This is a genomic window from Bradyrhizobium sp. USDA 4486, from assembly GCF_054057995.1.
In genome coordinates, this window is record NZ_JBSRZV010000001.1 from 670,940 (window position 1) to 693,844 (window position 22,905).

Genomic DNA, 22,905 nt, shown 5'->3' on the forward strand with positions numbered 1-22,905 from the left:
GTGTAGCCGTTCGAGGCCAAAGCCGAGTTGTCGGGCAATGGTGACGCCGGCATCGAGTTCCCGGGTGGTGAAAGCGTGCGGCGCATCGTAGTACGCCATGAATTTCCCGACGATCTTCCCGCCTGCAAAAACCGGAATGAACGCCAGCGCGGCGATCCCCTCGGCTCTGATCACTGCCTTTAGCTCTTCGGAAAGGTCCGCAGCCGCCTCGATGTCATCAAGGCATATCGGGTCGGCGACCTTGTCGCCCGGCTTCCAAGGCGAGTGGCCGTCGACAGCCATGCGATATTCGCCTGACAGCGCGCGCCAGGCGACAAACCGCATCACACCGCAATCGTCGAACAGGAGGATCGATGCGCGATCACATCCGAGGATGCGGATAATCGCATCCTGACTCGCTTGGTAAAGATCAGTGCTCGTCTCGGCGCGGAAGAGGCGGTCGGTCAGCGCGTACAATGCCTTTTCGGTCTGATGCAACCGTTCCAGCGCGCGTGCCTGTTCTGCACGCTGCGCTTCCAAACTCCATCTTTCGATTGCAATAGCAGCCTGATTTGCCGCCACCCGCAGCAATGTCTGCTCGGTCACCGTTGGAAAACTGGACCTGCTACACAATGCGATGAGTCCGGCCCCCGGGTGCCTGCCGATGGGCACACACGTTGCCCGCAGCTGACCGTTATTCCCGTCGTCGATCTCAAAATTCGAGTTCGGCCGATAAGTCTCGCGAACCCGTGCGAGGTCAATCGGCACTACGTGCGATCTCTCGTGGCAATGCACGGCTTCGAAATCGCGCACGAATACGCATGCGAACTCCACGTCGAGGATGCTCACCGTGAGTTGAGCAAGGCTGTCGGCGATTTGGCCTGCATCGGCTTTGATCCAAAGCGCGGGCAAGCTCGACAATGCGACCAGATCACGGATGCAGTGCCGCAGCTCTGTGTCTGATCCCCGGTCGTCAGAACTCTCAAGCAGTGCCCGCGTCGCAACCATTGCAGTCAGTGAGGCCGACGGTTCAATTCGGCAAGAAATTCGTCGGGTGGAACATAGAAGGGATTCTCCTGCAAAACGCCGCCAACAATGACCTGGGGGTGCGTGCGCATAATGTCTATAACGACGGGTGCGCTGAACTTGCTCAGGTCGTAGGTGCAGACGACCACGTCATTGTATTTTGGAAGAAAGTGGTTGAGCCGCGTTTCATATTCCACGATGTCATGGACGCCCGGCAAATCGTCCAGCGCCCATTCCATGTTCGCCCACAGACGGGTCATCGGAAACCCATTGGAGCGTCCGTCGGTGAGGACCTCCTGGATCAAATCCAGCATGGCGTATTGATCGAAGCGGTCTCCTCGCAGGTAGGCGTTCTCCCACGGCCGAATCTCGAGCTGTCGGTTGCTCTCCGCCTCCGCGACGTCGATGCCGACCTCCACCAACCTTCTTCGTCGCTCCTCGAGATGTGCCTTGTCGACGACTTGGAACAAGCGCTCGCCTGCCTCAGCACCGGCCTTCGAGAACGGCAGCAGCAGCTCGTATTCTTCGTCCCGACTGTGGAAGAAAGCGCAGGCGTGACAGGGGCAGCGGAACTCCGATTGCCCAATCCTGATGGCCCGACCGTCGGCGTCCCTCATATTCCCCTCCTTTGGTCGACTCGCAAACGCAAGGGCTCGCTAAGGGTTCCATCCTCCGGATCGGTGCATGCGATGTCGGGGGCAGGGCGCAGGGCGGGAACAGCCAGCAGCTCGACTCTCGAAAGGGTCCGTTTTCGGCGGGTCCATCGGAACGAGGTCGGCGCCGCCTTTCGGCCCGAGCGCCGATGCCGCGACCTATCTTGCCTTCGTCAACCCGCCTCAACCAAGCCATGGCTGCGACATGGTAAATCCGCGGCTTTGATCGTCTCGGTCCGTGCTGCTGCACTCCGTTTCGAGTGTCGGGAAAGGCCGATCTTGACGGCAACGAGAGCCGGCGCCGCAATGACAAACAGCAGGGCGACTGCGTTGAAGGCGGTATCGAAAGCAATCACGGTGGATTGGCGAATGAGGACGCCGTCCATCAGGGACGTCGAGGCCCGGCTGGCCAGCGTATCCATCCCTTCCGCGGCGAGCATTGCTGCCGTCATTCTCAGCCGCTCGCCGACCGCAGGAGCCCCGGCGGTCAGACTGGCCCCCAGCACCGTGACGTTGCCCGCGACGTTGTGCTCGATCAGAGTCTGGAGGACGGCCACGCCGATCAGGCCGCCGAGTTGCCGACCGGTATTGAAGAAGCCTATGCCGGACGCGCGGTTGCCTTGGTTGAGGTTGCTGAAGGCAATCAGGGTGATCGACAGAAACAGGAAGCCGAGGCCGAGCCCCCGCAAGAGGACCGCAGCCATCATGTCGTGCGCGCCGCTTTCGCTGGTCGAGCCGGACAACATCCACATCGCCACCATGATCGTCAGAATACCAAGGGGCACCGTGGCGACCGGAGGCACGCGGCGAACCTGCATCAGGAAGACGGCGACGAGGAGCGTGCCAACGAAGAACGCACCGCTTGGCAACAACAACAGGCCGGCGTCGGTGGGCCTGAATGCAAGCACTGAGACGGCAAAGGAGGGAATCAGGAACGCGCTGCCGAACAATGCGGCGCCGGCAACAAAACTGACAATGAACGCGAAGGAAAAATCTTCCGATTGAAATGGGGTGAAGTCGATCAGGCCGCGACCGCCAGCCATTAATTGCTGGCCGAGAAATGCCAGAAACGCGCCCGCTCCGGTCACTGTGAGCCAGAGGATTCCGGGCGCCTCGAACCAGTTCCAGCGACTGCCCTGATTGAGGACATAGGTCAGGCAGAAGAGTGCGATCGAGACCAATGAGAGGCCGATCCAGTCAAGCGGACGGCGGACGGGCTCAGCGGACCGCGGGTTGCCGGCGATCAAGAGCAGGCCGGCAGCCGCCAGCGCCAGCGGAACGACGCTGAAGAAAATCCATGTCCAGGACCGACTGTCGATCAACCAGCCCTGCAGTGCCGGAGCGGCGGTCGCGGGTGCCACGACCGATCCCATCGCAAACAACGCCTGAAGGATTGGCTGTTGCGATCGCGGATAGGCGCGGAAAATGATCGCCTGGCCGGCGACAAGCAGGAGGGCGCCAGAAAAGCCCTGCACCATGCGCAGCGCGATCAGCAGGTCCAGCCGGGCGCTAATGGCGGTGATGCCGCACGCCGCGCCCATGACCAGGGTTGAACAGATGACCAGGCGGCACGCATCGACACGCTGCATCAGCCAGGGAGCGGCTACGAAGCTAATCAGCTTCAGCGCTGTGTATCCGATATCGAGCCAGGCGAACTCATCGGGAGTGGTGTGGGTGTCTCCGATGATATATCCACGCCCGAGCGACAGCACGGTGCTCGCGATGGCATCCGTTAACGTGGCGAGCACAATGCCCGCGACGAGAAGGGGTCCTGCGGCGGATCGTCCGCGGCTTGGTATGGTGCGCGCGACCTTGATCATGAGCCGCTCCCGTGGTCGACATCGACGCGCGCGGACAGGCCGGGCACGAGCCGGCCGGGCAACGGATTGCTTGCGAAGCGGATCTTCACCGGCACGCGTTGAACGACGCGAACGAAGTTTCCGGTTGCGTTGTCTGTCGGCAGCATGCTGAAGGCGGAGCCGCTGCCGGGCGCAAAGCTGTCCACGACACCTTGTAGAGGCTGGTCCGAATAGCTATCGACGATGATGCGGACGCGCTGGCCGGGCCGGATCCGTTCGATCTGGGTCTCCTTGAAGTTCGCCACGACCCACACATCGCTGACCGGTACGATGTCGAGGAGGGAAGTGCCCGGCGCGACAAGGCGGCCCACACGGACCTGGCGGTTGCCGATTACGCCGTCGACTGGCGCATGCACAACGGTATTGTCGAGATCGATCTGGGCGAGGTCGCGCGCGGCCCGCGCCTGTGCCACGGCGGCCACCGCCGCCTCGCGCTGACTGGCGAGGACGGCGATGCGCTGCTTCTGCGCCTCCACCGTGGCGGCCGCTGCGGAGACAGCCGCTTCAGCTTTCGACAGCGCCGCATCGCTTTCGTCAACCTGGGCCTGGCTGACGGCGTTGGTCCGAATCAGTTCGCGACGCCGATCGGAGGCTTTGGTGGCCAGAGCCATCTCGGCCATACTCGAACGCTTCTGCGCCTCGGCCTGCCGGATCAGGGCATCCTGAAGCGGGATCTCCGCGTCGACGTTGGCGAGGCGGGCCTGCGCGGCCTCGACATTGGCCTCGGCTTGCGCCAGCCGCGCGCGGTAATCCCGATCGTCGATCCGGAACAGGACATCGCCCTTATGGACGGCTTGGTTGTCCCGAACCTCCACTGCCGTAACGTAGCCCGCAACCTTCGGCGCGAGCGAGGTGACGTCGCCACGAATATAGGCGTTGTCCGTCGACGTCTCGCCCGAATGGGCATAGGTCCATCCGGCCAGCATGGTCACGACCGAGCCGAGGCATAGCAACAAGCCGATAACCTTCTTCTTGTTGGGATGCGCCACGATGTCCTCCTACCGTTGACAGCTCTGCCGTTCTCGCGGCTACCGTGCGGTCCAGCCGCCATCGACAGAGATCGCCGTGCCGGTGATCTGGTCTGCTGCGGCCGAACAGAGAAAAGCGACGGTTTCGCCAAGCTGCTCCGGAGAAGCGAATTGGAGCGAAGGTTGTTTCTCCGCGAGGAGCTCCTCGGTCGCTTCCTGCTGGCTGATGCCTCGCTGCGCAGCCATGTCGCTGATCTGCTTTTCGACGAGTGGCGTTCGCACCCAGCCGGGGCAGACCGCGTTGCAGGTCACTCCGCTCCCGGCCGTCTCGAGGCCCACCACCTTGGTGAGGCCGACCAGGCCATGCTTCGCGGCGACATACGCTGCCTTGTGGGTCGAGGCGACGAGGCCGTGTGCCGAGGCGATGTTGACGATCCGGCCCCAGCCCTGCTTCTTCATCTGCGGCAGGGCCGCCGCGATGCCGTGGAACGGCGCGGACAGGTTGATGTCGAGGATGGCGTGCCATTTGGCGGGCGGAAATTCATCGACTGGCGCGGTGAACTGGATGCCGGCATTGTTGACGAGGATATCCACCCGCCCAAACTTCTCGATGGTGGCGTCGATGAGGCCACACACCGCCTCGCCCTTCGACATGTCCGCGCCGTCATAGATGACGCGCACGCCATGCTCCCGCGCGATGCCGTTGCGAATAGTCTCGATCTCGCCGGCGTCGCCGAAACCGTTCAGCACGATGTCAGCGCCGAGCTTGGCGAGTTCCTTCGCAATGCCAAGTCCGATGCCGCTGGTCGATCCGGTAACGATGGCTACCTTGCCGTTCAACATGGTATTTCCTTTCGATGAGCAGGAGATGAATTGGCCGAGAGCTCAGTCGCGGCGGTGAATGTCATGGGTGACGATGCCAAGCTCGGGTGGCGGCGGGTCGAGGCGACGGCCGTCGGCCAGCGTGCGGCGGATGTCTTCCAGTCCGCTCTGCCAGTGGGCGCGCATCGCGCTCAGTCCGAACTCGTAGTCTCTGGAATGACCCTCGTGGGGCTTGGTCTGATAGATCAGGTGAATGATGTTGTGCGAGCGATGGCGCGCCAGATCCGCGATGGCGCGGATTTCCGGGTCTTGCTTTGCGGCTTCCGGCAGTTTGTCGATGGTCCGCTGTAGCGCCTGACGCATCTTTTGCATTCGCAGCATCTGATCGGTGACCGCGCGCGTGCGGCTCGAATACTGGATGTCCTTCTGCCGGCTCGACACTTCCATCATGTCGTAGGGAACGCGACCCTTGGCCGACCAGAGGTCGATCTGGAACGCCAGCGTGTCGCAGGGTTCGCCGGAGAGCACGCGGGACAGGGGTGTGTTCGAAACTACACCGCCATCCCAGTAGTGCTCGCCTTCGATCTCAACGGCGGGGAATCCCGGCGGCAGGGCGCCCGAAGCCATGAAATGCCTCGGACCAAGCCGGCGCTCAGCGGTGTCGAAATAGGTCAGGTTGCCGGTGCGAACGTTGACCGCGCCGACGGAAACGCGGACCTCCCCCGTGTTGAGACGGTCGAAGTCGACGAGCCGCTCCAGCGTTTTCTGCAGCGGCGCAGTGTCGTAGAAGCTGGTCGCGGCATCACCTGAGAATGGCGACCACAATGGCGACGGGAAGCGCGGCTTGAAGAAGCCTGGCTGGCCCTGTACCAGTGCCCGCATCGCCGCGAGCGCGTTGCGTACCGAGTGGATGTCGAAAGCAAAGGGCAGGGCATTGGCCAGCCCCTCACCGGCGGGCCACTCGATCGAAAAGGCGCAGATGGTCTCCCAGAACTCGCGCAGCCGATCCACGCGCTCGGCCTCGGGCGAGCCGGCGATGATGGCGGCGTTGAGTGCACCGATCGAGATGCCGGCCAGCCAGTTCGGCCGGATGCCGGCCTCGTGCAGACCCTCATAGACTCCAGCCTGATAGGCGCCCAGCGCGCCGCCGCCTTGCAACACCAGGGCGACGACATCGTATGGCAGCGACCTTGTTTGCTGCAGCTCAGAACCGGTTTGCTCGCGCATCACGTTCAACATGGCCAAAACTCCCTGCATTGCGGCTCAGCCGGCGTTGCCTTCGATCAAGATTTCGGACTCGGTACCGCGTCGCCGTGAGACCGCAGCCGGTGACAGATAGTCGTGGACCACCGTGCCGAGGCCGAGGGTCAGGTCAGCCACCACGTGCTTGGCCGAGAGCACCTGCAACACCGGCAATTCGGCGACGGGGGCGAGCGCGTGGGAGTAGAGATCGAGCGCAGCAGGTCCGGTCCACGCGCCCTTCACCGTGATATCCTCGCAGTGGAAGCGCACGAGTTCGCAGATACGCGCCGTGCCGTCGACATGCGGGATGATCTTGAGCAGGAAATTGGGCGCGGCGAGTTTTCGCGCTTCAGTCGCGGCGTCGAGAGCGCGATGTTTGTAGCCCATGGTGCCAGTCGCGATGCGCACCGAGCCGTAGTTCAAGGTGCCGACCAGGGTGTCGATCTCAACGATGAGCTTCGGCTGCGCCAGCTTCTTGGGAAAACCCCATAGCTCGCGCCCGCCGGCAATCGGCGGATGATCGTTCAGGAACATCTGATGCACGAAGCTGCCGGCCTGGCCCTTGTAGCTCACCGGGACGACCTGGCCGCTTTCGGTGTAATCGCCGAAGCCGGTGGAATCGGGCATGCGGATGAATTCGTAGTTCACCACCGGCTCAGTGAGCTCCAGCGGTTCGGGCACGATCCGGCGCAACGCCTCGGGATCGGTCCGGTATTGAATGATGAAGTATTCGCGGTTGACGAACCGGTAGGGGCCCGGCGGAAAGGCCGGGTTCGTCAGCGGCATGGCGAACGCGTTCGCGCGCACGGTCTCATGTTTCATCGAAGTGACTCTGCTGGTGCTGTGATGTGAACGGGCCGCGCGCCTTGCGGGGCGCGACCAAATGCTGGTGATCTATTAGAGGATCGGTGACCGCTTCCGATCGGTGCCGCAGGCGCGAATTCGTTTTGCGCTGTGAGCTCGCGCTCTTCGGCTCCGACCATCCAGCTATCAGTAGTCCCACCAGGCCGGGACCCAACGAAAGAGCTCGCCGGCCGCCGCGACCCGGCCTATGGACGGGAACGGCATATGCGTGCCCACCAGCCACGAACCGGTCGCCACCAGTTCCCGCAGGAGTTCGAGCCGGACGCGGGTCGCCTCCTCAGGATCGTGCTCAAAGCCGTTGTGCCATTCGGGGTGGTCGAACGAGACCGGGAAGATGGCGTCGCCGGCGAACATGAGCCGATCGTCGCCGGAGGCCAGGCGAACCACGCTGTGCCCTGGGGTGTGGCCACCGGTGCGACGGACGACGACTCCGGGCGCAATCTTGGACTCCTCTTCGAAGAGCTGTAGCTGGCGGTGATATTCGTCCAGGAATTGCTTGGACGCCCGCCGAGCCAAATCTGCGAGCACCGGCGGCATGGCCGTGCGGGAGAAGTCGGGGGATGCCCAGAACTTGACCTCGGCGGCGGCCACGTGGATCCGCAGGTCCGGGCGCAGCCGCTTCTTGACGCCGTCGACGAGCAGTCCGCCAACGTGATCGAAGTGCATGTGGGTCAGCACCACGTCAGTCACCGAGCCAAGATCGATTCCGGCGGCCTCGAGTCGCTGGCCCCACTGTCCCGCCCGCGGAAAGTCCGGGTATTCCTCTCCCAGCCCAGCGTCGATGAGTATGGTTTGGCCGCCGCTGCGCACCACCACCTCGTTCAGTGCCCAATCGAACGCGTCGCGCGACAAGAACATGTTGTCCAGCCAGGCCGCCCGGACCGCCGGATCGGCATTGGTAGCCATGGACTCGGATGGTGGCGTGAGCACCCCATCGCTGATCACGAGCACCTCGATTTCGCCGATTCGCAATGCATAGCGCGAGGGAACCAGCTCGTCGGTCGCGGTTCGGCCGTGAGGGGAGGTGTTGTCGAGGTTCTTGATTGGCTTCTGTTTGATGCTGCGGATCATCTGGTTCATCTTCAAGACTCCATTGTTTGACGTTGAGGTTCGATCTTGATGGTGGATTCCGGATGGGCCGCGCTTCACGCCGAGGCGCGGCCCGTGTTGCGTCGGGCGCCTACAGCTTGGTGACTTGCTCCGGATCGGCCGAGGCGAGTGCGGCGGCGCGCTCGGGCTTGGGCGGATAGATCCAGACGCCGTTGATCTCCTGCTTGGTCTTCTTGGCGACATCGCCGACCATCTCCACCGTGCGCTCCCAGCCGCGCGTGAACAGTGCGCCAGCCTCCCCGAGGTCGAGGCAGGTGACGTAGGCCTTCTGGTGGTAGGGCTTGGTCGGGACGCCAAGCAGTTCTGCCGCGGCGTTGTTGCCAGCGAAGGCGCCCATCCGCGTGGCGTGCTGGCACGACATCAGCGCATAGTTGCCCTCGTCGTCGCAGGCGGCGCGAGCGGCATCGCCGGTGGCGAACACGTCGGGCACACCCGGCACGCGCAAACAGGGATCGACCAGCAGCCGGCCGAAACTGTCGCGTTCAGCGGGGATCTGTTGCGTCAGTGGGGCGGCGCGAATGCCGGCCGCCCAGATCACGGTCTCCGCTTCGATGTGATCGCCGTTTGAAAGCGTGACGCCGGATTTGTCCAGCGCGCTGACGCCGACGCCGACCCGGGTCTCCACGCCGACCTTTCGCAGGGCTTCCTCGATGACGGGGCGGGGGCCTTCGCCCATGTCGGGCGCGATCGACGGATTGCGTTCGACGATGATGACGCGCGGCTTTGCACCGTTGCCCAGGATCGCGCGCAGTCGCGTGGGCATTTCGGTTGCAGCCTCGATTCCGGTGAAGCCGCCGCCGGCAACGACGACTGTGTCGCGACCATTCACCGCAGGCCGCTTCGGCAAGCTATGCAGATGTTTATCGAGGGCAACCGCATCATCGAGCGAGTCGACGCTGAAACCGTGTTCGGCGAGTCCGGGAATTTTGGGGCGGAACAGCCGGCTGCCGGTGGCTACGACCAGGCGATCGTAGCAAAGGGTCTTTCGCGTGCCTTTGTTGGTTGCGATCTGCACCATGCGAGACCTGGTGTCCACCGTCTCGGCACTGCCCTGCACATAAACGACGTCGATGGCTTTGAGGACATCGAGCAGAGGCGCGGTCATGGTTTCGGGCTTCGGCTCATAGAGCCGCGGACGAACCACCAGCATCGGCTCGGGCGCAACGAGTGCGATCTCGAGCTCTTCGGGCGAAACGCCCTTGATATCGCGCAAGCGCGCGGCAGAGAGGGCGGCGTACATGCCGGCAAAGCCGGCGCCGATGATAACTAGTCGCATGTGTTGGCTCCTGTGGTTGGACTTCCAATAGTCCGCGCGCTGCCGCTCGCTGCTTGTGCAGCGATCGATGACGACGCGAAGGGGTGAATGAGAGGTCTCGGTCCTTATGGACGGAGGCAGTCCGATACCAATGACATCGGCATGAAGGTCTCACATGCCGGCGCGACAGCCCGACGATCCCAGCGACCAACCGGAGCGAAGGACGATCGGTTGAGCGCCCTCCACCAGGTCCTCATAGGGAAGCCGCGGAGCGGTCCTGATCATGATGGACGTGACCGGCTTGATCATGTGCAGCGACGGCGTGGGCACTTCCTCGTCGCCTCCCGCTGCTGACGTGAACCGGACAGCCAACGAAAGTCCATACAAAGTTGCTGTGCTAAGGCCTCTGCGCTGTGACGTGACTGGCAGCCGGCTGACGAAGTTCCTCCAGGTCATCTTTAGTCTCCGTCTGTTGGTTCGGACATGATGATGGTCTAACCGATCAGTCCTGCCGCTGCCCCAGAGGGATTGCCGTCACTGTAGAGCGATTGCTGCTAACGCATGCGCCTCCGCCAGTCGCGCGGTGTCTCGCCGGTCATTTTCCTGAAGGCTGCAGCGAAGGCGGTCTGCGACGAATAGCCAAGCGCGGCTGCGATCAAAACGATGGACTCATTAGTGTCGCGCAGCATGTTCATCGCCTGTTCGATCCGGTGCTGGCGCAGCCAGGCATGCGGCGACAGCCCGGTGCTTTCCTTGAAGGCGCGGCAGAAGTGGAAGCGCGACAGACCGGCGTCCGAAGCTAGTGCTGCGAGGGAGACATCCGCCTCGGCATCCGAGCGCAGGCGTTCGACGGCGCGGCGCAGCGCCATCGGAGATAACCCACCCAATGTCGGCTGAATGGGCGCCGGCGTACCGGCGTGCGCAGCCAGCACCCGCGTGGCGAGAAGGTCGGTCATTTGCTGCCTGAACAGGGCATCGAGGGCTGCGCTACCGTCCATTGCGTCCACCGCGCTCGTGAGCAATCGGGATGTAATGAGATCGGGATGCCCGGTTCGCTCCAGGAGGTCACCGACGCCGGCCATCTCGGCTTCACCTGCGACACGCTCAAGCGTTCTGTGCGGTAGATAGAGCTGAACGACATCGACGTCTCCGGGAATATCCCATCGGGCGCTCGAGCCGGCTGGAATGATCGTCACAACCCCGGTGCGCGCCGTTCCGATCGCGAATGATTTTCCGCTGCGCCGCTCCAGCCGCTGCGTGCCGGTGGGATATGTCATGATGACGTGGTCGGCCATCGGCTCGACGACATCGTGCAGAGCGCCGTGCTTCCAATGGGCAATTGCGCCGCCAAATGGCTCCGACGCAATGCGAACCGGCGCGGTTCTTAGGACGCGCGCCATTTCGGCATCGGCGGAACGCCGTTCGCCGGTCGGCAGATTGCGATTGTGCATCTCGGGAGTGTCTGGGTGATTCTCGTAAAGATCGCGCTTGCTCGGCGTGCAGCTCATGGACCTGTCCTCGCCATTGAGAGGCATTTCGTTTGAGCGTTGGGCGCGCCTTCTACTGCTCTGCAGGTCTTCGGTCTTTCCCAAAACGGCGGTGCTTTGCCTGATTTTGCTCCAAGCCGCTATCACGTCTCTGCGGCCTTAATGCCGCTCAATAGATGCGCAGTGTCGCCCTCTGCTGATGAATGAGGCAATTGACGGCTCCGGCTGATGAGTAGCAAGGCTGTGAACGGATAACCCGGTGCGTTGTCACAAAATTGCCGCGACCAAAGGCCTCTAGACGGTCGTTCGCTCACGGCGGATAATGAGCTGATACCCCCGCGGACCCTGGGACAACCCCGGCTCGGCGCAAGTTCACGGATGAAATCGACGCATGGCACAGGCGGGCGCCTTCGGCGCGAAGCTCGGGCAACCTTTGAACCTTAAGGACGCGCCCTCGTTGATCACGCGCACCCTGCGCAGTGCCGAACTCGCGGTTGTCGAGACGCGGGATGACAATCCCGTGCCGGGCCTCTGCGGCGCCTTGCCTTCTGACGATGCTTATCTCGTCAGTCTCAAATTTCGCGATTACCCGGATTGCGAATGCTGGGAGCGCGGCCGCTGCGTCATCAAGGCGGATATCCGCGGCGGCGCGACGTATCTGTACGACTTGAAACGCGATCCGCGCTACGTCATCGACAAGCCGTTCCACTCCTTGTTTTTCTATCTGCCGCGCTCGGCGCTCGACGACATCGCCTCACAGAGCGGGGCGCCGCGCATTGGCGAACTCGCCTATCAGCCAGGCATCGGCCATGATGACGTGATTGTCCGCCATCTCGGCGCGTCGCTGCAGCATGCGCTGCATCGGGCAAATGAAGCCAACCAGCTTTTTATCGATCACATGATGCTCGCGCTGTCAGCGCATGTCGTGCAGGTCTATGGCGGGTTGCGGCGCAATACCGATCTCGCCCGTGGCGGCCTTGCACCGTGGCAGGCGAAGCGTGCCTGCGAACGGCTGGAGTCCGACCTCGGCGGAAGCCTTTCACTGCAGCAGATCGCCGCCGAATTCGACCTCTCGGTCAGCCATTTTTCCCGGGCATTCCGCATGTCCACGGGCCTGCCGCCGCACCAGTGGTTGCTGCACCAGCGCGTGAAGGCGGCCAAGCAACTGCTGTCGGTCCGCGACCTCCCGCTGTCCGAGATCGCGATATCGGCCGGGTTTGCCAATCAAAGCCACTTTACGCGCGTGTTTTCCTCGCTGGTCGGCGTCAGCCCGGGTGCATGGCGCCGCGAGAACCATGCCGGCTCGGAAAGCGAAACGTCATCCGCTTAGCCGCGCATTGTCTGCGAGATGGCGTAGGCGGCGCGGCGCACCTCGAAGATCTCGTCCAGGGGATGACCGATGCCTTCGGCGAGATTTGCCGGATTGAAGATCGCCTCGTCGCACGCCTCGTTGGTTTCGACTCCCGTGATGACAATCGTTCCCAGCCGCACCGCTTCGCGCTCGTCTTCATCCGGCCATCGGATGGTCACGTCCATGACTGGATCGCCGCTCCGGTCGAGGAGCGCCATCACGCTGAACCTCACATCGCGTGCAGCGATCCGCCGATCGAGATCGTCGCTCAGGAAGTCGGCAGACTTTCCCCTGGCCTCCTCCTCGGTCAGCGTAACCTCTCCGCCGACCGGCTCGACCTTGAATTTGATGAATCGTGTTTCGCCTTTTGAGTTCGTCGCGGGAAAGGCGTGCACGCCCCAGTAGGTCGTGCCCGCAAAGCTCCCCGGCAAAGGGCGCGCGGCGAGATAGTTTGCCTGAAACAGCGTTTCGGGATTGGCGGCGGAGAAAGCCTTGACCCGAGCCGCGTCGATCTTGCCATCGGACCCGGGAATGCGGGCCTTGAGGAAGGCCAGCATCTGATCGAGCGTCCTCGCATAATGTACAGGCGCGTTCTGAGTAAAGATCTCTGAGCGCTGGCCCTCGCTGCCGAGCCGGAAGGCGAAGCCGCGCAGCACGAGCTTGTCCGTGTCTGCCACATTCGGATGACCGCCGCCTACAGAGAAGCGCGCCAGCACGCGGGACGGCTTGGTGAAACTCCGGGATTTCGTGATCTCACTGGCCTGATCCGACGGGGCATAGGTGCCCCGCACGCACCGGCCCTTTGCAAAGCTCGCGCGTGTCCTCGGGGCACCAGCCACCGCTTTCAGGGCCTCGGCGATTGACGCGGCCGCGGCGGCGCTGCTCGGGAACTGGGGCATCCGTGGTCTTCGGCCTGATCTTGGGTCTCGTTGTGGGCGCTGCGGGGTCCGGTGTCTTCCCTGAATCGGCCGTGTCTTGTCCGATCCTGCTCAACGACTGGGATTGACAGCCGATCAAAGCCGCGACCGATGGCGATCATCTAGCGGATCAGCCGCGTCGCCGCGCCAGAGCGATTGACCTCATTCCAGAGCTATTGCTGTCAATCCGGGAACTCGCCCGCTCGCACGAGTAACGGAACGATCCGTTGCTGAAGGCAGATGGTTGGCAAACGATCAGAGCAGGGCCGTGTCCGATCTAGCCCCAATTCCTGCCCTGTGCTAACCGCGGGCAACGACGCGACGGCACAAGGGCTCGTCCGGGCGGGAGCGATCTTGATGCTGATGATCAAGGAGAAACGACCGGCGATCCGGACGCTGCACGGCTGGGCGATCTCCGTGCTGCAGGAAGCCGGCGCCATCCACGAATGCGAGGAGCACGGCTGGATGCAGGATCGCGCCGACCCGCACGCCCGAGATCGCGCTTATGATATCGCTCGTCGGATCCTCCGGCACTCGTTCCTCCCGACGAAGCCGCAGATGCGCACCGTCTGCGGACAGAGGTAGCCGCACCAGAGTCGGCCGGTCTATGGCGATGGAAATTTCCGTTTGAGAGCGCGGACGGTCTACTTCCGCGTTAGCGCCGATACTGGCTGCCCCAGCGTCGGCGCATCCTGTTCGGGACAGCTCGACGCTTGATTTCTCTTCACCTGGGAAGGGCCATCGTTCGGGCGTTCCCGCAGGATGTCTTCGAACTGCCGAAGGGCGCCTGAGAAGTCTCGCTCCCGATATTTGCGTAACGCGAGCGGGCAAATCGAACCGGGCTCGGACGGAGCATGCTTCGGTGGTGCTCGAGACGTCGAAGCCGTCAACCCGGCTGCTGCGGAAACGTGCCGGGGAGGACGCCCTCCGCGCCCTGAAGATCATGTGAAGGAATCCGGCTTGCCTGCGTGTCGTACGACGCCGCAGCCGTTCGTCGGTCAATCCCCTTAGGGTGATCAGTAATAACTGAGCCTCGCGACGACAATGACCGACACGCCAGTGGTCGGTCTCTCGTCCGCCCGCTCTGCTCAGAAGAGCAGACCGAACGGCGAGTTGCTGCGAAGAGCAGACTCGGGCCACTTGCGACCCCTGCATTGTAGCAATTGCAATTCATCCGATCACCTCACGATGCTGACGAACAGTGCCGGTGCGGTGATTAGCCGTTCGCAAACGCTTTTTTTTACTCCTTTTTCCGCGCGTGCTCGTCAAATACGCTCAGCACGGCGAGCGTCATGGCCGCAATCCCGGTCTCGATTGTCGGTCTCGGCACTGGCGCGAACAAAGGCGAGTGATTGGGCGGGAGCTGCGGACCTTCGCCCTCCTGCGCTGCGGCGACGCGCTCCGGCTCGTAGACGCCGATTCTGAAGAACATCGAGGGCACGCCAGAGCTGATAAATTCTGAATAATCCTCGCTGGGCGTGACGGGTGGCACATGCTTGAGCTTGTCGCCGAACGCCGCTCTCAGCACCTTCTCCGCGGTGTCAAGCACGCCCGGATCGTTGATCACGGCCTTGGGGCCCTCGGTGATCCTGATCACCGGTTCAGGCGCATTCGACATGGCGGCGATCGCCTTTGCGGTCCTCACGATACCCTCGAGCATCTTGGCGCGCACCTCCGTCTTGAAGCTCCTGACCGTGCCCAGCAGCACCACATCGTCCGGAATGATGTTTGCTCCGGTGCCGCCGTGGATCGAGCCCATGCTGACAACGCCAAATTCGGTCGGGTCCTTTTCGCGGCTGATCACACTCTGAACGTCGACGACGAAGCGTGCGGCCATCATCACCGGGTCGATCGTTGCCTGTGGTATCGCGCCGTGACCGCCGCGGCCGCGGAAGCTGATATAGAGACCGTCCGAACTTGAGGAGCCTACCCCGACGTTATAGAGCACCGTGCCATAGGCGAACCCGCCATTCGCATGCAAAGCAAAGCCGAAATCGGGCTTTGGAAATCGCGTGAACAAACCGTCCATCAACATCGCCCTGGGCCCCCGCACCAATCTCTTCTGCCGGTTGGGCGACGAACATCAGCGTACCGCGCCAGCGATCTTTCAAGCCGATCAGCATTTTGGCCGTCCCGACCCAGCTCGCCATGTGAATGTCGTGGCCGCAACTGTGGGCCACGAAGGTTTCACGCCCTTGCCAGCTCGTCTTGTCGTGGCTGGCGTAAGCAAGGCCAGTCTTCTCTTCCATTGGCAGCGCATCGAGTTCGGTGCGCACCATGATTGTGGGGCCTTCGCCATTCCTGTAGATCGCAACCAGCCCGGTCTTGCCGACGTGCTCCGTCACCTCGAAGCCCAGAGCCCGCATTTCGGCAGCTAACTTGGCTGCCGTCTTCTCCTCCTGAAACGCGATTTCGGGATGGGCGTGAATGTCCTTATAGAGCGTCTCGAGTTTTGGATACTCGCTCTCGAGTGATCTCGCGATAGCACCCTTCAGCCCAACGACGTCAAGTTCGGCATGCGCCGGAAGCGGCAGCCAATTGTACAGCGCACCGCACGCTAGTAGCGTCGCGATAAATCTAGTCATAGCAGTTCGCTCCAACTTGAACCCAAGTTGTTGGGAACCTAGCGGGCTTGGGATCGGTCTCGCTGTCTCTCGCCAAGATTACATATCTCCCGTCGTCGTAGGGGCTGGATCCTGACAGTTGTCGTCATCAGCTCATACTGCCGGGCAGGAAGCAGCGAACGTGCGGATGGCCATCGATGTAGTGCTTCCACACCATCGTCCGTCCAGCGAGATTGGGTTGCTTGATGAGAGCGCCGTCCGGAACCAGGACCCATTCGCCATCGATGCGAACCCGGAATTGCCCATGATCGGACTCCCAGTCCGGCTCCGAGACGACGTAGGCGTCGGAATCCTCGCAGCACTTCCCGAATTCGCTCTGCAGACTCTCGAACCAAGGCTTCAGTGGGGAATTCGCATAGCGCCCGTCATCTCGCGCAAGCGTCGCGGTCGTGAACAACTGCACTAGGCAGACCGGGATTGCCATCCGATTCATCGTTCTCATCAGCGCCTCGCTCATCCTGGAGCATGCTATCGAACGAGGGCCGCTGGCGTCGTCGGGCGGGACCGCACGAACACGAAGCGTGAGCCCACTGGTATGTCCGCATCGGGGCGACCATCCTGCCCGATGAGAATGAGTCCCGCTCCGCCATTTGCCACGGTCAGGATGGCCTCTTCACCCGTCCATGTTCGGATTGGCTTCATGCCGACGATCAGGAACTCACCGACGGGCTGGTCCAGATATTGGAGCCTAAGCTGCGGAGCGATTTCAGGCGAGGCAAGCTCGAAGCCCAGTTGCTGCGCGCGTTCGTAGATTTCCCGCAACGAAGCGGTCTCACGCTTGAAGCCCAGTTCCGCCGCCGACACCGTCAGAAGCGCTACCACTGTTCTGACGCCGCTGAGGGTAAATGCCGGCCGGGCAATAATCGCCGCAGCCGAGTCACCGACGCCGCAACCCATCGCACTTAGCGCGGTGAGAAGAGCAACCGCATCCGGGAAGGTCCCGATGGTTATCGTTTTCCAACCAGCAACATCCGAAACGGAGGTAACCGTATTCCGTGGAACAGTGGGCATTGCCTTATGTGTCAACTGCCTCTGCAACACATCACGCGCCGAGCATTGGGCGTTGGCGTGCTTCGCGGATGCGAGAATGCACACAGTACAGAGAACGAGCCTCGCCACGAGCGCCCAAGCTACCGCGCGATGTGAATTCGCGGCAGTTCCTTCCCCGGCGTCGTGGTCGGTTTCGCCGCTCGTTGCGGCCATCGACGCAACCATTCTCATTATGATGACCTCCCTCGACGCGGGATCGGCATGCCGTGCGTACCGCTCTGGCGCACGCCCAGGATGCCCTGAGGTCAGACGAAGTGCTTTACAAGCGACTTACATTCTTCTTACCGTCTGCTTACATCGCAACTCGACGAGCGGGGCGCTGACCTACCTTGGGAGGAAACGTTGCTTTACTCCTTTTCGGACTTCACGCTGGATACAGACCGGCGGGAGCTGCGGCGGGGAGCCGAGGCGATTTCTGTTACGCCACAGGTGTTCGACCTTCTGTACTACCTGATCCGCAACAGGGAGCGCGTGGTCAGCAAGGACGACCTTGTCCGCGAGGTCTGGGGAGGCCGCATCGTCTCGGATGCTGCGCTGACCACCCGCCTGAATGGCGCCCGGAGCGCGATCGGCGACACGGGTGAGAAACAGGATTTTATTAAGACATTGCCGCGCAAGGGTTTCCGCTTCGTAGGTGCGGTGCAGGAAGCACAGACGCTCGCAAACGAGACGGTTGGCTCACGCGGACGAACCGGCGACGCGCCGCCGCGTCTATCGATCGTCGTGCTACCCTTCGCGAACCTGAGCGGTGATCGTGAGCAGGACTATTTCGTGGATGGCGTAACAGAGAGTTTGACCACAGATTTGTCGCGCATCGCTGGCTCGTTTGTAATCGCACCGAACAGCGCCGTCTTATACAAAGGCAGAGCAGTCGATGTACGGCAAGTCGGCCGCGAGTTGAACGTCCGCTACGTGCTCGAAGGTTCAGTGCAACGCAGCGGCAAGCGGCTTCGGATGAACGTGCAGTTGATCGATGCCAATAGCGGCCAGCATCTTTGGGCCGATCGCTTCGAGAAGGCTGTCGTCGACCTCTTCGACATGCAGGACGAAATCGTATCGAGGCTCGCCAATACATTGGGTACCCAGCTCATCGAGGCTGAGGCGCGACGAGCCGAGCGTACGCTGCACCCTGATGCGATGGATTTGTACTTCCAAGGTCGGGCCTGGTTGATGAGAGGGTTTAGCCCTGAATGTATCGCGCAAGCGCGGAACTTCTTCGAACGCTCTCTGGAGTGCGACCCCGACAACGTCGAAGCAATGATTGGCTTGGCAGTCGTTGATACCGCGATTGGAGCCAGCTTTACGACAGATGATGGGCCTGCGCGATTTGCAGCGGCTGAGGCGATGGTGAACAGAGCATTGTCGATCAGGCCGAACCGTGCTTCGGCCCACCTGGCTCGGGGTCGGATCCAGATCTTTACCAGCCGGGCCGCCCAAAGTGTCCGTGAATTCGAGCATGCGCTGGCGCTGGATTCGAACATGGCCAACGCTCATGCTGCCCTTGGTCTTGCAAAATTCTATATGGGGCGTGCTGCGGAGACCGAAGGCCATATATTCGAGGCTTTACGTCTCTCCCCTCGCGACGTTGACGTCTACCAGTGGACGTGTTTTGTGGGCGCGGCCAAGCTACAGCTTGCTTTGGACATCGAAGCCGTCAGTTGGCTACGACGAAGCACCGAGGCGAACCGCAACTTTCCTCTCGCACATTTGTTGCTCGCCGCTGCGTTGGGCCTGAGCGGCGCGCTCGATGAAGCGCGAACTGCCGCAAGAACCGGACTTGCGCTCAGTTCGGGTTTCACCATCCGACGCTTCTCGCTCGCTGCTCAACAAGGCGATAATCCGGGTTACCTGGCTGCGTTCGAACGGGTCTGTGAAGGCTTGCGCCTCGCAGGCGTGCCGGAAGGGTAAGGAGCGCTTCGGGTCACACGAGAAGAGTTCAATGTGAACAATTCCCGTCCGCTAGACGTTGCGAAGCAGTGCTAAAGCGGGATGGGGTTAGGTTGGTCGATTTGGGATTCCCAAATCAGTCGGGTTCTGGTTCATCATGCTGGCTGGATGGAGGCCAGCATGGATGGGCAAGCCTTATTCGCTGGATCTTCGTAAGCGCGTCGTGGCTGCGATCGAGGGCGGGATGTCCCGCAATCAGGCGGCCAAGCAGTTTGGGGATCGCACTCGGCCTTGGCTCGTTCTTCTCGCTGGTTCTGGGCTGCGACTTGATGGCCTTGATGTTCTTCAGCAGCCGCCGAGGCTATGACAAGGCCGCGGATCCGTTCCGGAACAAGGACCGAAATAGATGGTGAAATGCTTCGCCATGTTTCTAAGCTTGTCTGCAGCTTCCCGTCCCTAAAATACCGAGCGGTGAAATCGCCCGCGACGGCAGCCCAGCCGTCACATATGCATTCCAACGAGCTTTAGGTTCCACGTGCTTGACAACAATCGGGAATCTCCGCCGCGTTGTCTTTGGCAAGTGTTGCAACCTGGCTACAGCAACGAGCAGGTCAAGCGATTATCATTTCTTTGCAGGTGGCGAACGCACCGGTTCACTGAAGTTCTTTCCTGGAGAGACAATGCGCATGAAGAAACTGTTTGCAGTCGCCGCTGGCGCCGGAGCGCTGGCTCTGGGCTTGACGGCTCCAGCCAGTGCAGCGGACTTGGCTGCACGTCCGTACACCAAGGCTCCGCCACACGTAGTCGCGACAATCTATGACTGGAGCGGCTTCTACATCGGCGTCAACGGAGGTTATGGCTCCTCGCATACCTGCGCCGACATCGTCGCGGTTGGCGTCGTCCCAGTCGCGCCGGCGGCTGCCGAGGGCTGCCACAACGCGACCGGTGGCACCGCCGGTGGTCAGATCGGCTACCGTTGGCAATCGGCCAATTGGGTGTTCGGCCTTGAGGGGCAGGGCAACTGGGCCGATTTCACGGGCAGCAACATTGGTCTTTTCACTGGGGCTGACAATCGCTCACGGATCGACTCGTTTGGTTTGATCACTGGCCAGGTGGGATATGCCTGGAACAATGTGCTGCTCTACGTGAAGGGCGGCGCAGCTGTGGTTGGAGATCGCTTCGACACTTACATTCCGCCTGGGTTCGTTGGAGCTGGCACGCTCTTGGCCTCTTCACGCGACACCCGTTGGGGAGCGACGGTCGGCGCTGGCATCGAGTTTGGTTTTGCGCCGAATTGGTCGGTCGGCTTCGAGTATGATCATATCTTCCTGGGACATCACGATACCGTTTTCACCACTCCGGCTGGCGGCGTTTTCGGGACGGCTCGCATTGGACAGGATGTCGACATGGGGCTGGTTCGGGTGAACTACCGTTGGGGTGGACCGGTCGTCGCGAAGTACTAAGCAGCGTCAGCTGAACGAAAATGATAGGCCGGCTCAGCGAGCCGGCCTTGTGGGTGGGCACCGAATGGGCTCCTGCAACAAGGCTGGAGTCAAACTGGTTTGCACTTCCTTGATGCGAGAGGTTCCGCGGCCAGCCCCCAAAATCAAAGCTGCCGGAGGACGGGCTGCTCAGAACTACCTCTAAATCGCAGGGAATGTGGCCATTCAGTCACAGGTGTCAGCGATAGACGTCTGCTAAAAAGCCCCTTCGTTATTTGGGAGTCCAGCATGCCAAATGATGTCGCTCAGAGCTCTGCGGGACGCAACGACCACACCAAGGTCGCTCCAAACCATGCTCCCGTGTCGCGTCGCTCGAAGGTGCCTGAAGCAGAACAGGCCGCCGATGATGCAGCTCCGTATGTGCCAAGCAAGTGGAGCTGGGGCCCGCCGAGCGCTACGTCCGAGTGGTAGTACCTTGGTCCGCGCGAACGGACTCGGATCGATAGCGGGAAATCTCACCGAGATGGGTTCTCTAGCGCGAAACCATTTGAATAGCACCGGACGCCGTGCCACACCGTGCTCTTGCGAGGGTGTCGGCGGCTGCGTCCACTAGCGGGTTATTCGCGGTGGCCGGCCGGGGGCGGTGCGGTAGAGAACGTCCGCTCCGCCTTAACTGGCGCCGCTCCTCTGGTCTCGAGCTACCCGCATTACCAGCCTCGACCCGTCCCAGACCTCGATGGTAGGATGTGCTTCTAAGAGCGCCGCCACACGAGATTTGAGCTCGGCTTCATCTACGCCTTCGATCTCATACATCGCCAGCGAGACGCCCCTCAAATCGACTGCATGACCATGTTAGACAACTCGATTGGCGGTGGCGCGTCTCCCGAAACATTCCGGCTCACCAGGCTCCTGGATGAATTCGCCTTCGTTAAGGCCACACTCTCCGATTCGCGTGCTCGCCTCACGCGGCAACATTGGGCTGGTAGCATTTTGCGCAGTAAAGTCGGCCAAGTCTGATGAATGGAAGTTCGGTTAATCTGTACATCGGCGCCGCGATGGCGACGCTGCAAAGCATACAGAGGGCGCCAATAAGCAGCGGCGGTAGGCCGTTGAGCACTCGAAACAGCACGCCAATCACGATCATGTGCCAAAGGTAGAGAGAATAGGAGATCTTTCCGAGAGAGAGCAGGGGGCGCCATTCAAGAGCCCTCTGGACATTCCGGTCTCAAATGCAGACCGCGCTCAAGGCAGCCGCTGCAAGCCCGACATAGACAAGCCCGATTAGTCCGGATTGTTGCGACGGGAAATCGGTAGGGCGACACACGGTGACGAGTTCGCCCTCTGTAACTTCGTGGCTTCCTGCGGATTCCGATGATCTCGCCCGGGTGTACCGATTTGATCTCGCCCAGGATTCCGAGATGATCTCGCCCACCATTCCGATTTGATGTCGCCCGGGGCGCGAGGCGTTCTGGCTGTCTGGTTTCTGGCATCGACGAAGCCGCGTGGTCAATCTTGAATCGCGACTCGAAGGACTTGTTTTTTGCTGCTCCTGCTGTGGGCATGTGGGCAACGCCCTTCGCGTTGTCCAAGCGCAGCGGCATGTCCACAGCGCCACGGGCTCAGGTCTTTCGGCCGGGCTTACGGGTTCGCCGCAGGCTCTCGCCGTTGAGATCGATCCGGTGAGCATTGTGGACCAGGCGGTCGAGGACGGCGTCGGCGTAGGTGGGATCGCCGATCAGCGCGTGCCATTGGTCGACGGGGAGCTGACTGGTGACGATGGTGGAGCGGTGGCCGTAGCGGTCCTCGAGGATCTCCAGCAGGTCGTGGCGGGCTGCGGCGTCGAGTGGCTCGAGGCCCCAGTCGTCGAGGATGAGGAGATCGACACGGCCGAGCGCGCGCAGCAAACGGGGATGGCGGCCGTCGCCGCGCGCCAAAGCGAGATCGCTAAACAGCCGCGGGACGCGCTGATAAAGCACGGAGCGATTGTCGCGGCAGGCCTTGTTGCCGAGCGCCGAGGCGAGCCAGCTCTTGCCAACGCCGGAGGGCCCGCAGATCAAAAGGTTGGCGTGGTCGTCGATCCATTGCCCTTCAACCAGCATCGTCAGCAGGCTGCGGTCGAGGCCACGCGGGGTGCGATAGTCGATGTCCTCGACGCAGGCCTGCTGACGCAGCTTGGCGTATTGCAGCCGCTTCGAGAGCCGCTTGTCGCGTCGCAGCGACGCTTCGCGTTCGAGCAGCAGCGCGAGCCATTCGGCGTGGCCGAGGCTTGCGGCATCGCCGCCGGCTTCGATGTCGGCAAAGGCCTTGGCCATGCCATGAAGGCCGAGCGCGTGGAGTTGATCGAGGGTCGGATGCGTGAGCAAGGCGTG

General features: G+C 62.0%; 18 protein-coding genes and 3 pseudogenes. 4 read left to right on the top strand and 17 right to left on the bottom strand.

The window, feature by feature from the left end; genetic code table 11:
* Window positions 1-21: 21 nt before the first annotated feature.
* From ACVWY3_RS03300 to ACVWY3_RS03345, 10 genes and pseudogenes are all read right to left on the bottom strand, one after another.
* Window positions 22-987: pseudogene (locus ACVWY3_RS03300) on the bottom strand (GAF domain-containing protein); the annotation flags it as partial.
* A 5-nt stretch (window positions 988-992) separates the two neighbouring features.
* Window positions 993-1,622: an MEDS domain-containing protein gene (locus tag ACVWY3_RS03305; protein WP_456837167.1), complete on the bottom strand. Its 630-nt coding sequence runs from the start codon at window positions 1,620-1,622 to the stop codon at window positions 993-995.
* Between the two features lie 209 nt (window positions 1,623-1,831).
* Window positions 1,832-3,478, bottom strand: coding sequence for an MFS transporter (locus tag ACVWY3_RS03310; protein ID WP_456837168.1), 1,647 nt, complete (start codon window positions 3,476-3,478; stop codon window positions 1,832-1,834).
* Window positions 3,475-4,506 (bottom strand): HlyD family secretion protein, encoded by a 1,032-nt coding sequence (locus ACVWY3_RS03315; protein ID WP_456837169.1) that lies wholly within the window; start codon window positions 4,504-4,506, stop codon window positions 3,475-3,477. The genes ACVWY3_RS03310 and ACVWY3_RS03315 overlap by 4 nt, the downstream gene beginning before the upstream one ends.
* Window positions 4,507-4,545: 39 nt before the next feature.
* A complete protein-coding gene (locus ACVWY3_RS03320) occupies window positions 4,546-5,328 on the bottom strand; it encodes a 3-hydroxybutyrate dehydrogenase (protein ID WP_456837170.1) in 783 nt (260 codons plus the stop codon).
* Window positions 5,329-5,370: 42 nt separating this feature from the next.
* Entirely contained in the window at window positions 5,371-6,546 is a 1,176-nt protein-coding gene (locus ACVWY3_RS03325; protein WP_456837171.1) for a patatin-like phospholipase family protein, read from the bottom strand.
* A 24-nt stretch (window positions 6,547-6,570) separates the two neighbouring features.
* Window positions 6,571-7,371: an acetoacetate decarboxylase gene (locus ACVWY3_RS03330; protein WP_456837172.1), complete on the bottom strand. Its 801-nt coding sequence runs from the start codon at window positions 7,369-7,371 to the stop codon at window positions 6,571-6,573.
* Between the two features lie 168 nt (window positions 7,372-7,539).
* On the bottom strand, window positions 7,540-8,493 hold the full coding sequence (locus ACVWY3_RS03335) for an MBL fold metallo-hydrolase (RefSeq protein ID WP_456837173.1): 954 nt from the start codon (window positions 8,491-8,493) through the stop codon (window positions 7,540-7,542).
* A gap of 100 nt (window positions 8,494-8,593) precedes the next feature.
* A complete protein-coding gene (locus ACVWY3_RS03340; RefSeq protein WP_456837174.1) occupies window positions 8,594-9,799 on the bottom strand; it encodes an NAD(P)/FAD-dependent oxidoreductase in 1,206 nt (401 codons plus the stop codon).
* Window positions 9,800-10,332: 533 nt separating this feature from the next.
* Window positions 10,333-11,229, bottom strand: a complete 897-nt coding sequence (locus ACVWY3_RS03345) for a helix-turn-helix transcriptional regulator (protein WP_456843280.1) — start codon at window positions 11,227-11,229, stop codon at window positions 10,333-10,335.
* Window positions 11,230-11,656: 427 nt separating this feature from the next.
* On the opposite strand from ACVWY3_RS03345, the gene ACVWY3_RS03350 reads away from it, so the two are divergent.
* A complete protein-coding gene (locus ACVWY3_RS03350; protein WP_456837175.1) occupies window positions 11,657-12,595 on the top strand; it encodes a helix-turn-helix domain-containing protein in 939 nt (312 codons plus the stop codon).
* Here the strand turns inward: ACVWY3_RS03350 and ACVWY3_RS03355 are convergent.
* Window positions 12,592-13,515: a catalase gene (locus ACVWY3_RS03355; protein WP_456837176.1), complete on the bottom strand. Its 924-nt coding sequence runs from the start codon at window positions 13,513-13,515 to the stop codon at window positions 12,592-12,594. The two genes, ACVWY3_RS03350 and ACVWY3_RS03355, sit on opposite strands and share 4 nt — an antisense overlap.
* A 375-nt stretch (window positions 13,516-13,890) precedes the next feature.
* Between ACVWY3_RS03355 and ACVWY3_RS03360 the strand changes: the two are divergent.
* A pseudogene (locus ACVWY3_RS03360) lies at window positions 13,891-14,192 on the top strand (hypothetical protein).
* A 581-nt stretch (window positions 14,193-14,773) separates the two neighbouring features.
* On the opposite strand, the gene ACVWY3_RS03365 reads toward ACVWY3_RS03360, so the two are convergent.
* From ACVWY3_RS03365 to ACVWY3_RS03380, 4 genes are all read right to left on the bottom strand, one after another.
* Window positions 14,774-15,562 (bottom strand): peptidase dimerization domain-containing protein, encoded by a 789-nt coding sequence (locus tag ACVWY3_RS03365; RefSeq protein WP_456837177.1) that lies wholly within the window; start codon window positions 15,560-15,562, stop codon window positions 14,774-14,776.
* Window positions 15,471-16,118, bottom strand: a complete 648-nt coding sequence (locus ACVWY3_RS03370; protein ID WP_456837178.1) for a M20/M25/M40 family metallo-hydrolase — start codon at window positions 16,116-16,118, stop codon at window positions 15,471-15,473. Before ACVWY3_RS03370 ends, ACVWY3_RS03365 begins: the two co-directional genes overlap by 92 nt.
* Window positions 16,119-16,245: 127 nt before the next feature.
* A complete protein-coding gene (locus tag ACVWY3_RS03375) occupies window positions 16,246-16,599 on the bottom strand; it encodes a hypothetical protein (protein WP_456843281.1) in 354 nt (117 codons plus the stop codon).
* A 26-nt stretch (window positions 16,600-16,625) separates the two neighbouring features.
* Window positions 16,626-17,378, bottom strand: coding sequence for a hypothetical protein (locus ACVWY3_RS03380; protein WP_456837179.1), 753 nt, complete (start codon window positions 17,376-17,378; stop codon window positions 16,626-16,628).
* Between the two features lie 171 nt (window positions 17,379-17,549).
* Between ACVWY3_RS03380 and ACVWY3_RS03385 the strand changes: the two genes are divergently transcribed.
* The gene (locus ACVWY3_RS03385) at window positions 17,550-19,115 is read left to right on the top strand and encodes a winged helix-turn-helix domain-containing tetratricopeptide repeat protein (protein ID WP_456837180.1); all 1,566 of its coding nucleotides are present in this window, start codon (window positions 17,550-17,552) and stop codon (window positions 19,113-19,115) included.
* A gap of 665 nt (window positions 19,116-19,780) precedes the next feature.
* Window positions 19,781-20,557 (top strand): outer membrane protein, encoded by a 777-nt coding sequence (locus ACVWY3_RS03390; RefSeq protein ID WP_456837181.1) that lies wholly within the window; start codon window positions 19,781-19,783, stop codon window positions 20,555-20,557.
* A 940-nt stretch (window positions 20,558-21,497) separates the two neighbouring features.
* Here ACVWY3_RS03390 and ACVWY3_RS03395 read toward each other — a convergent pair.
* Together ACVWY3_RS03395 and istB are read right to left on the bottom strand one after the other, a co-directional pair.
* A pseudogene (locus ACVWY3_RS03395) lies at window positions 21,498-21,728 on the bottom strand (acyltransferase family protein); the annotation flags it as partial.
* A 427-nt stretch (window positions 21,729-22,155) separates the two neighbouring features.
* Window positions 22,156-22,899 carry an IS21-like element helper ATPase IstB gene (istB, locus tag ACVWY3_RS03400; protein WP_456837182.1) on the bottom strand — a complete coding sequence of 248 codons (744 nt, stop codon included), beginning with the start codon at window positions 22,897-22,899 and terminating at the stop codon, window positions 22,156-22,158.
* Window positions 22,900-22,905 lie beyond the last annotated feature (6 nt).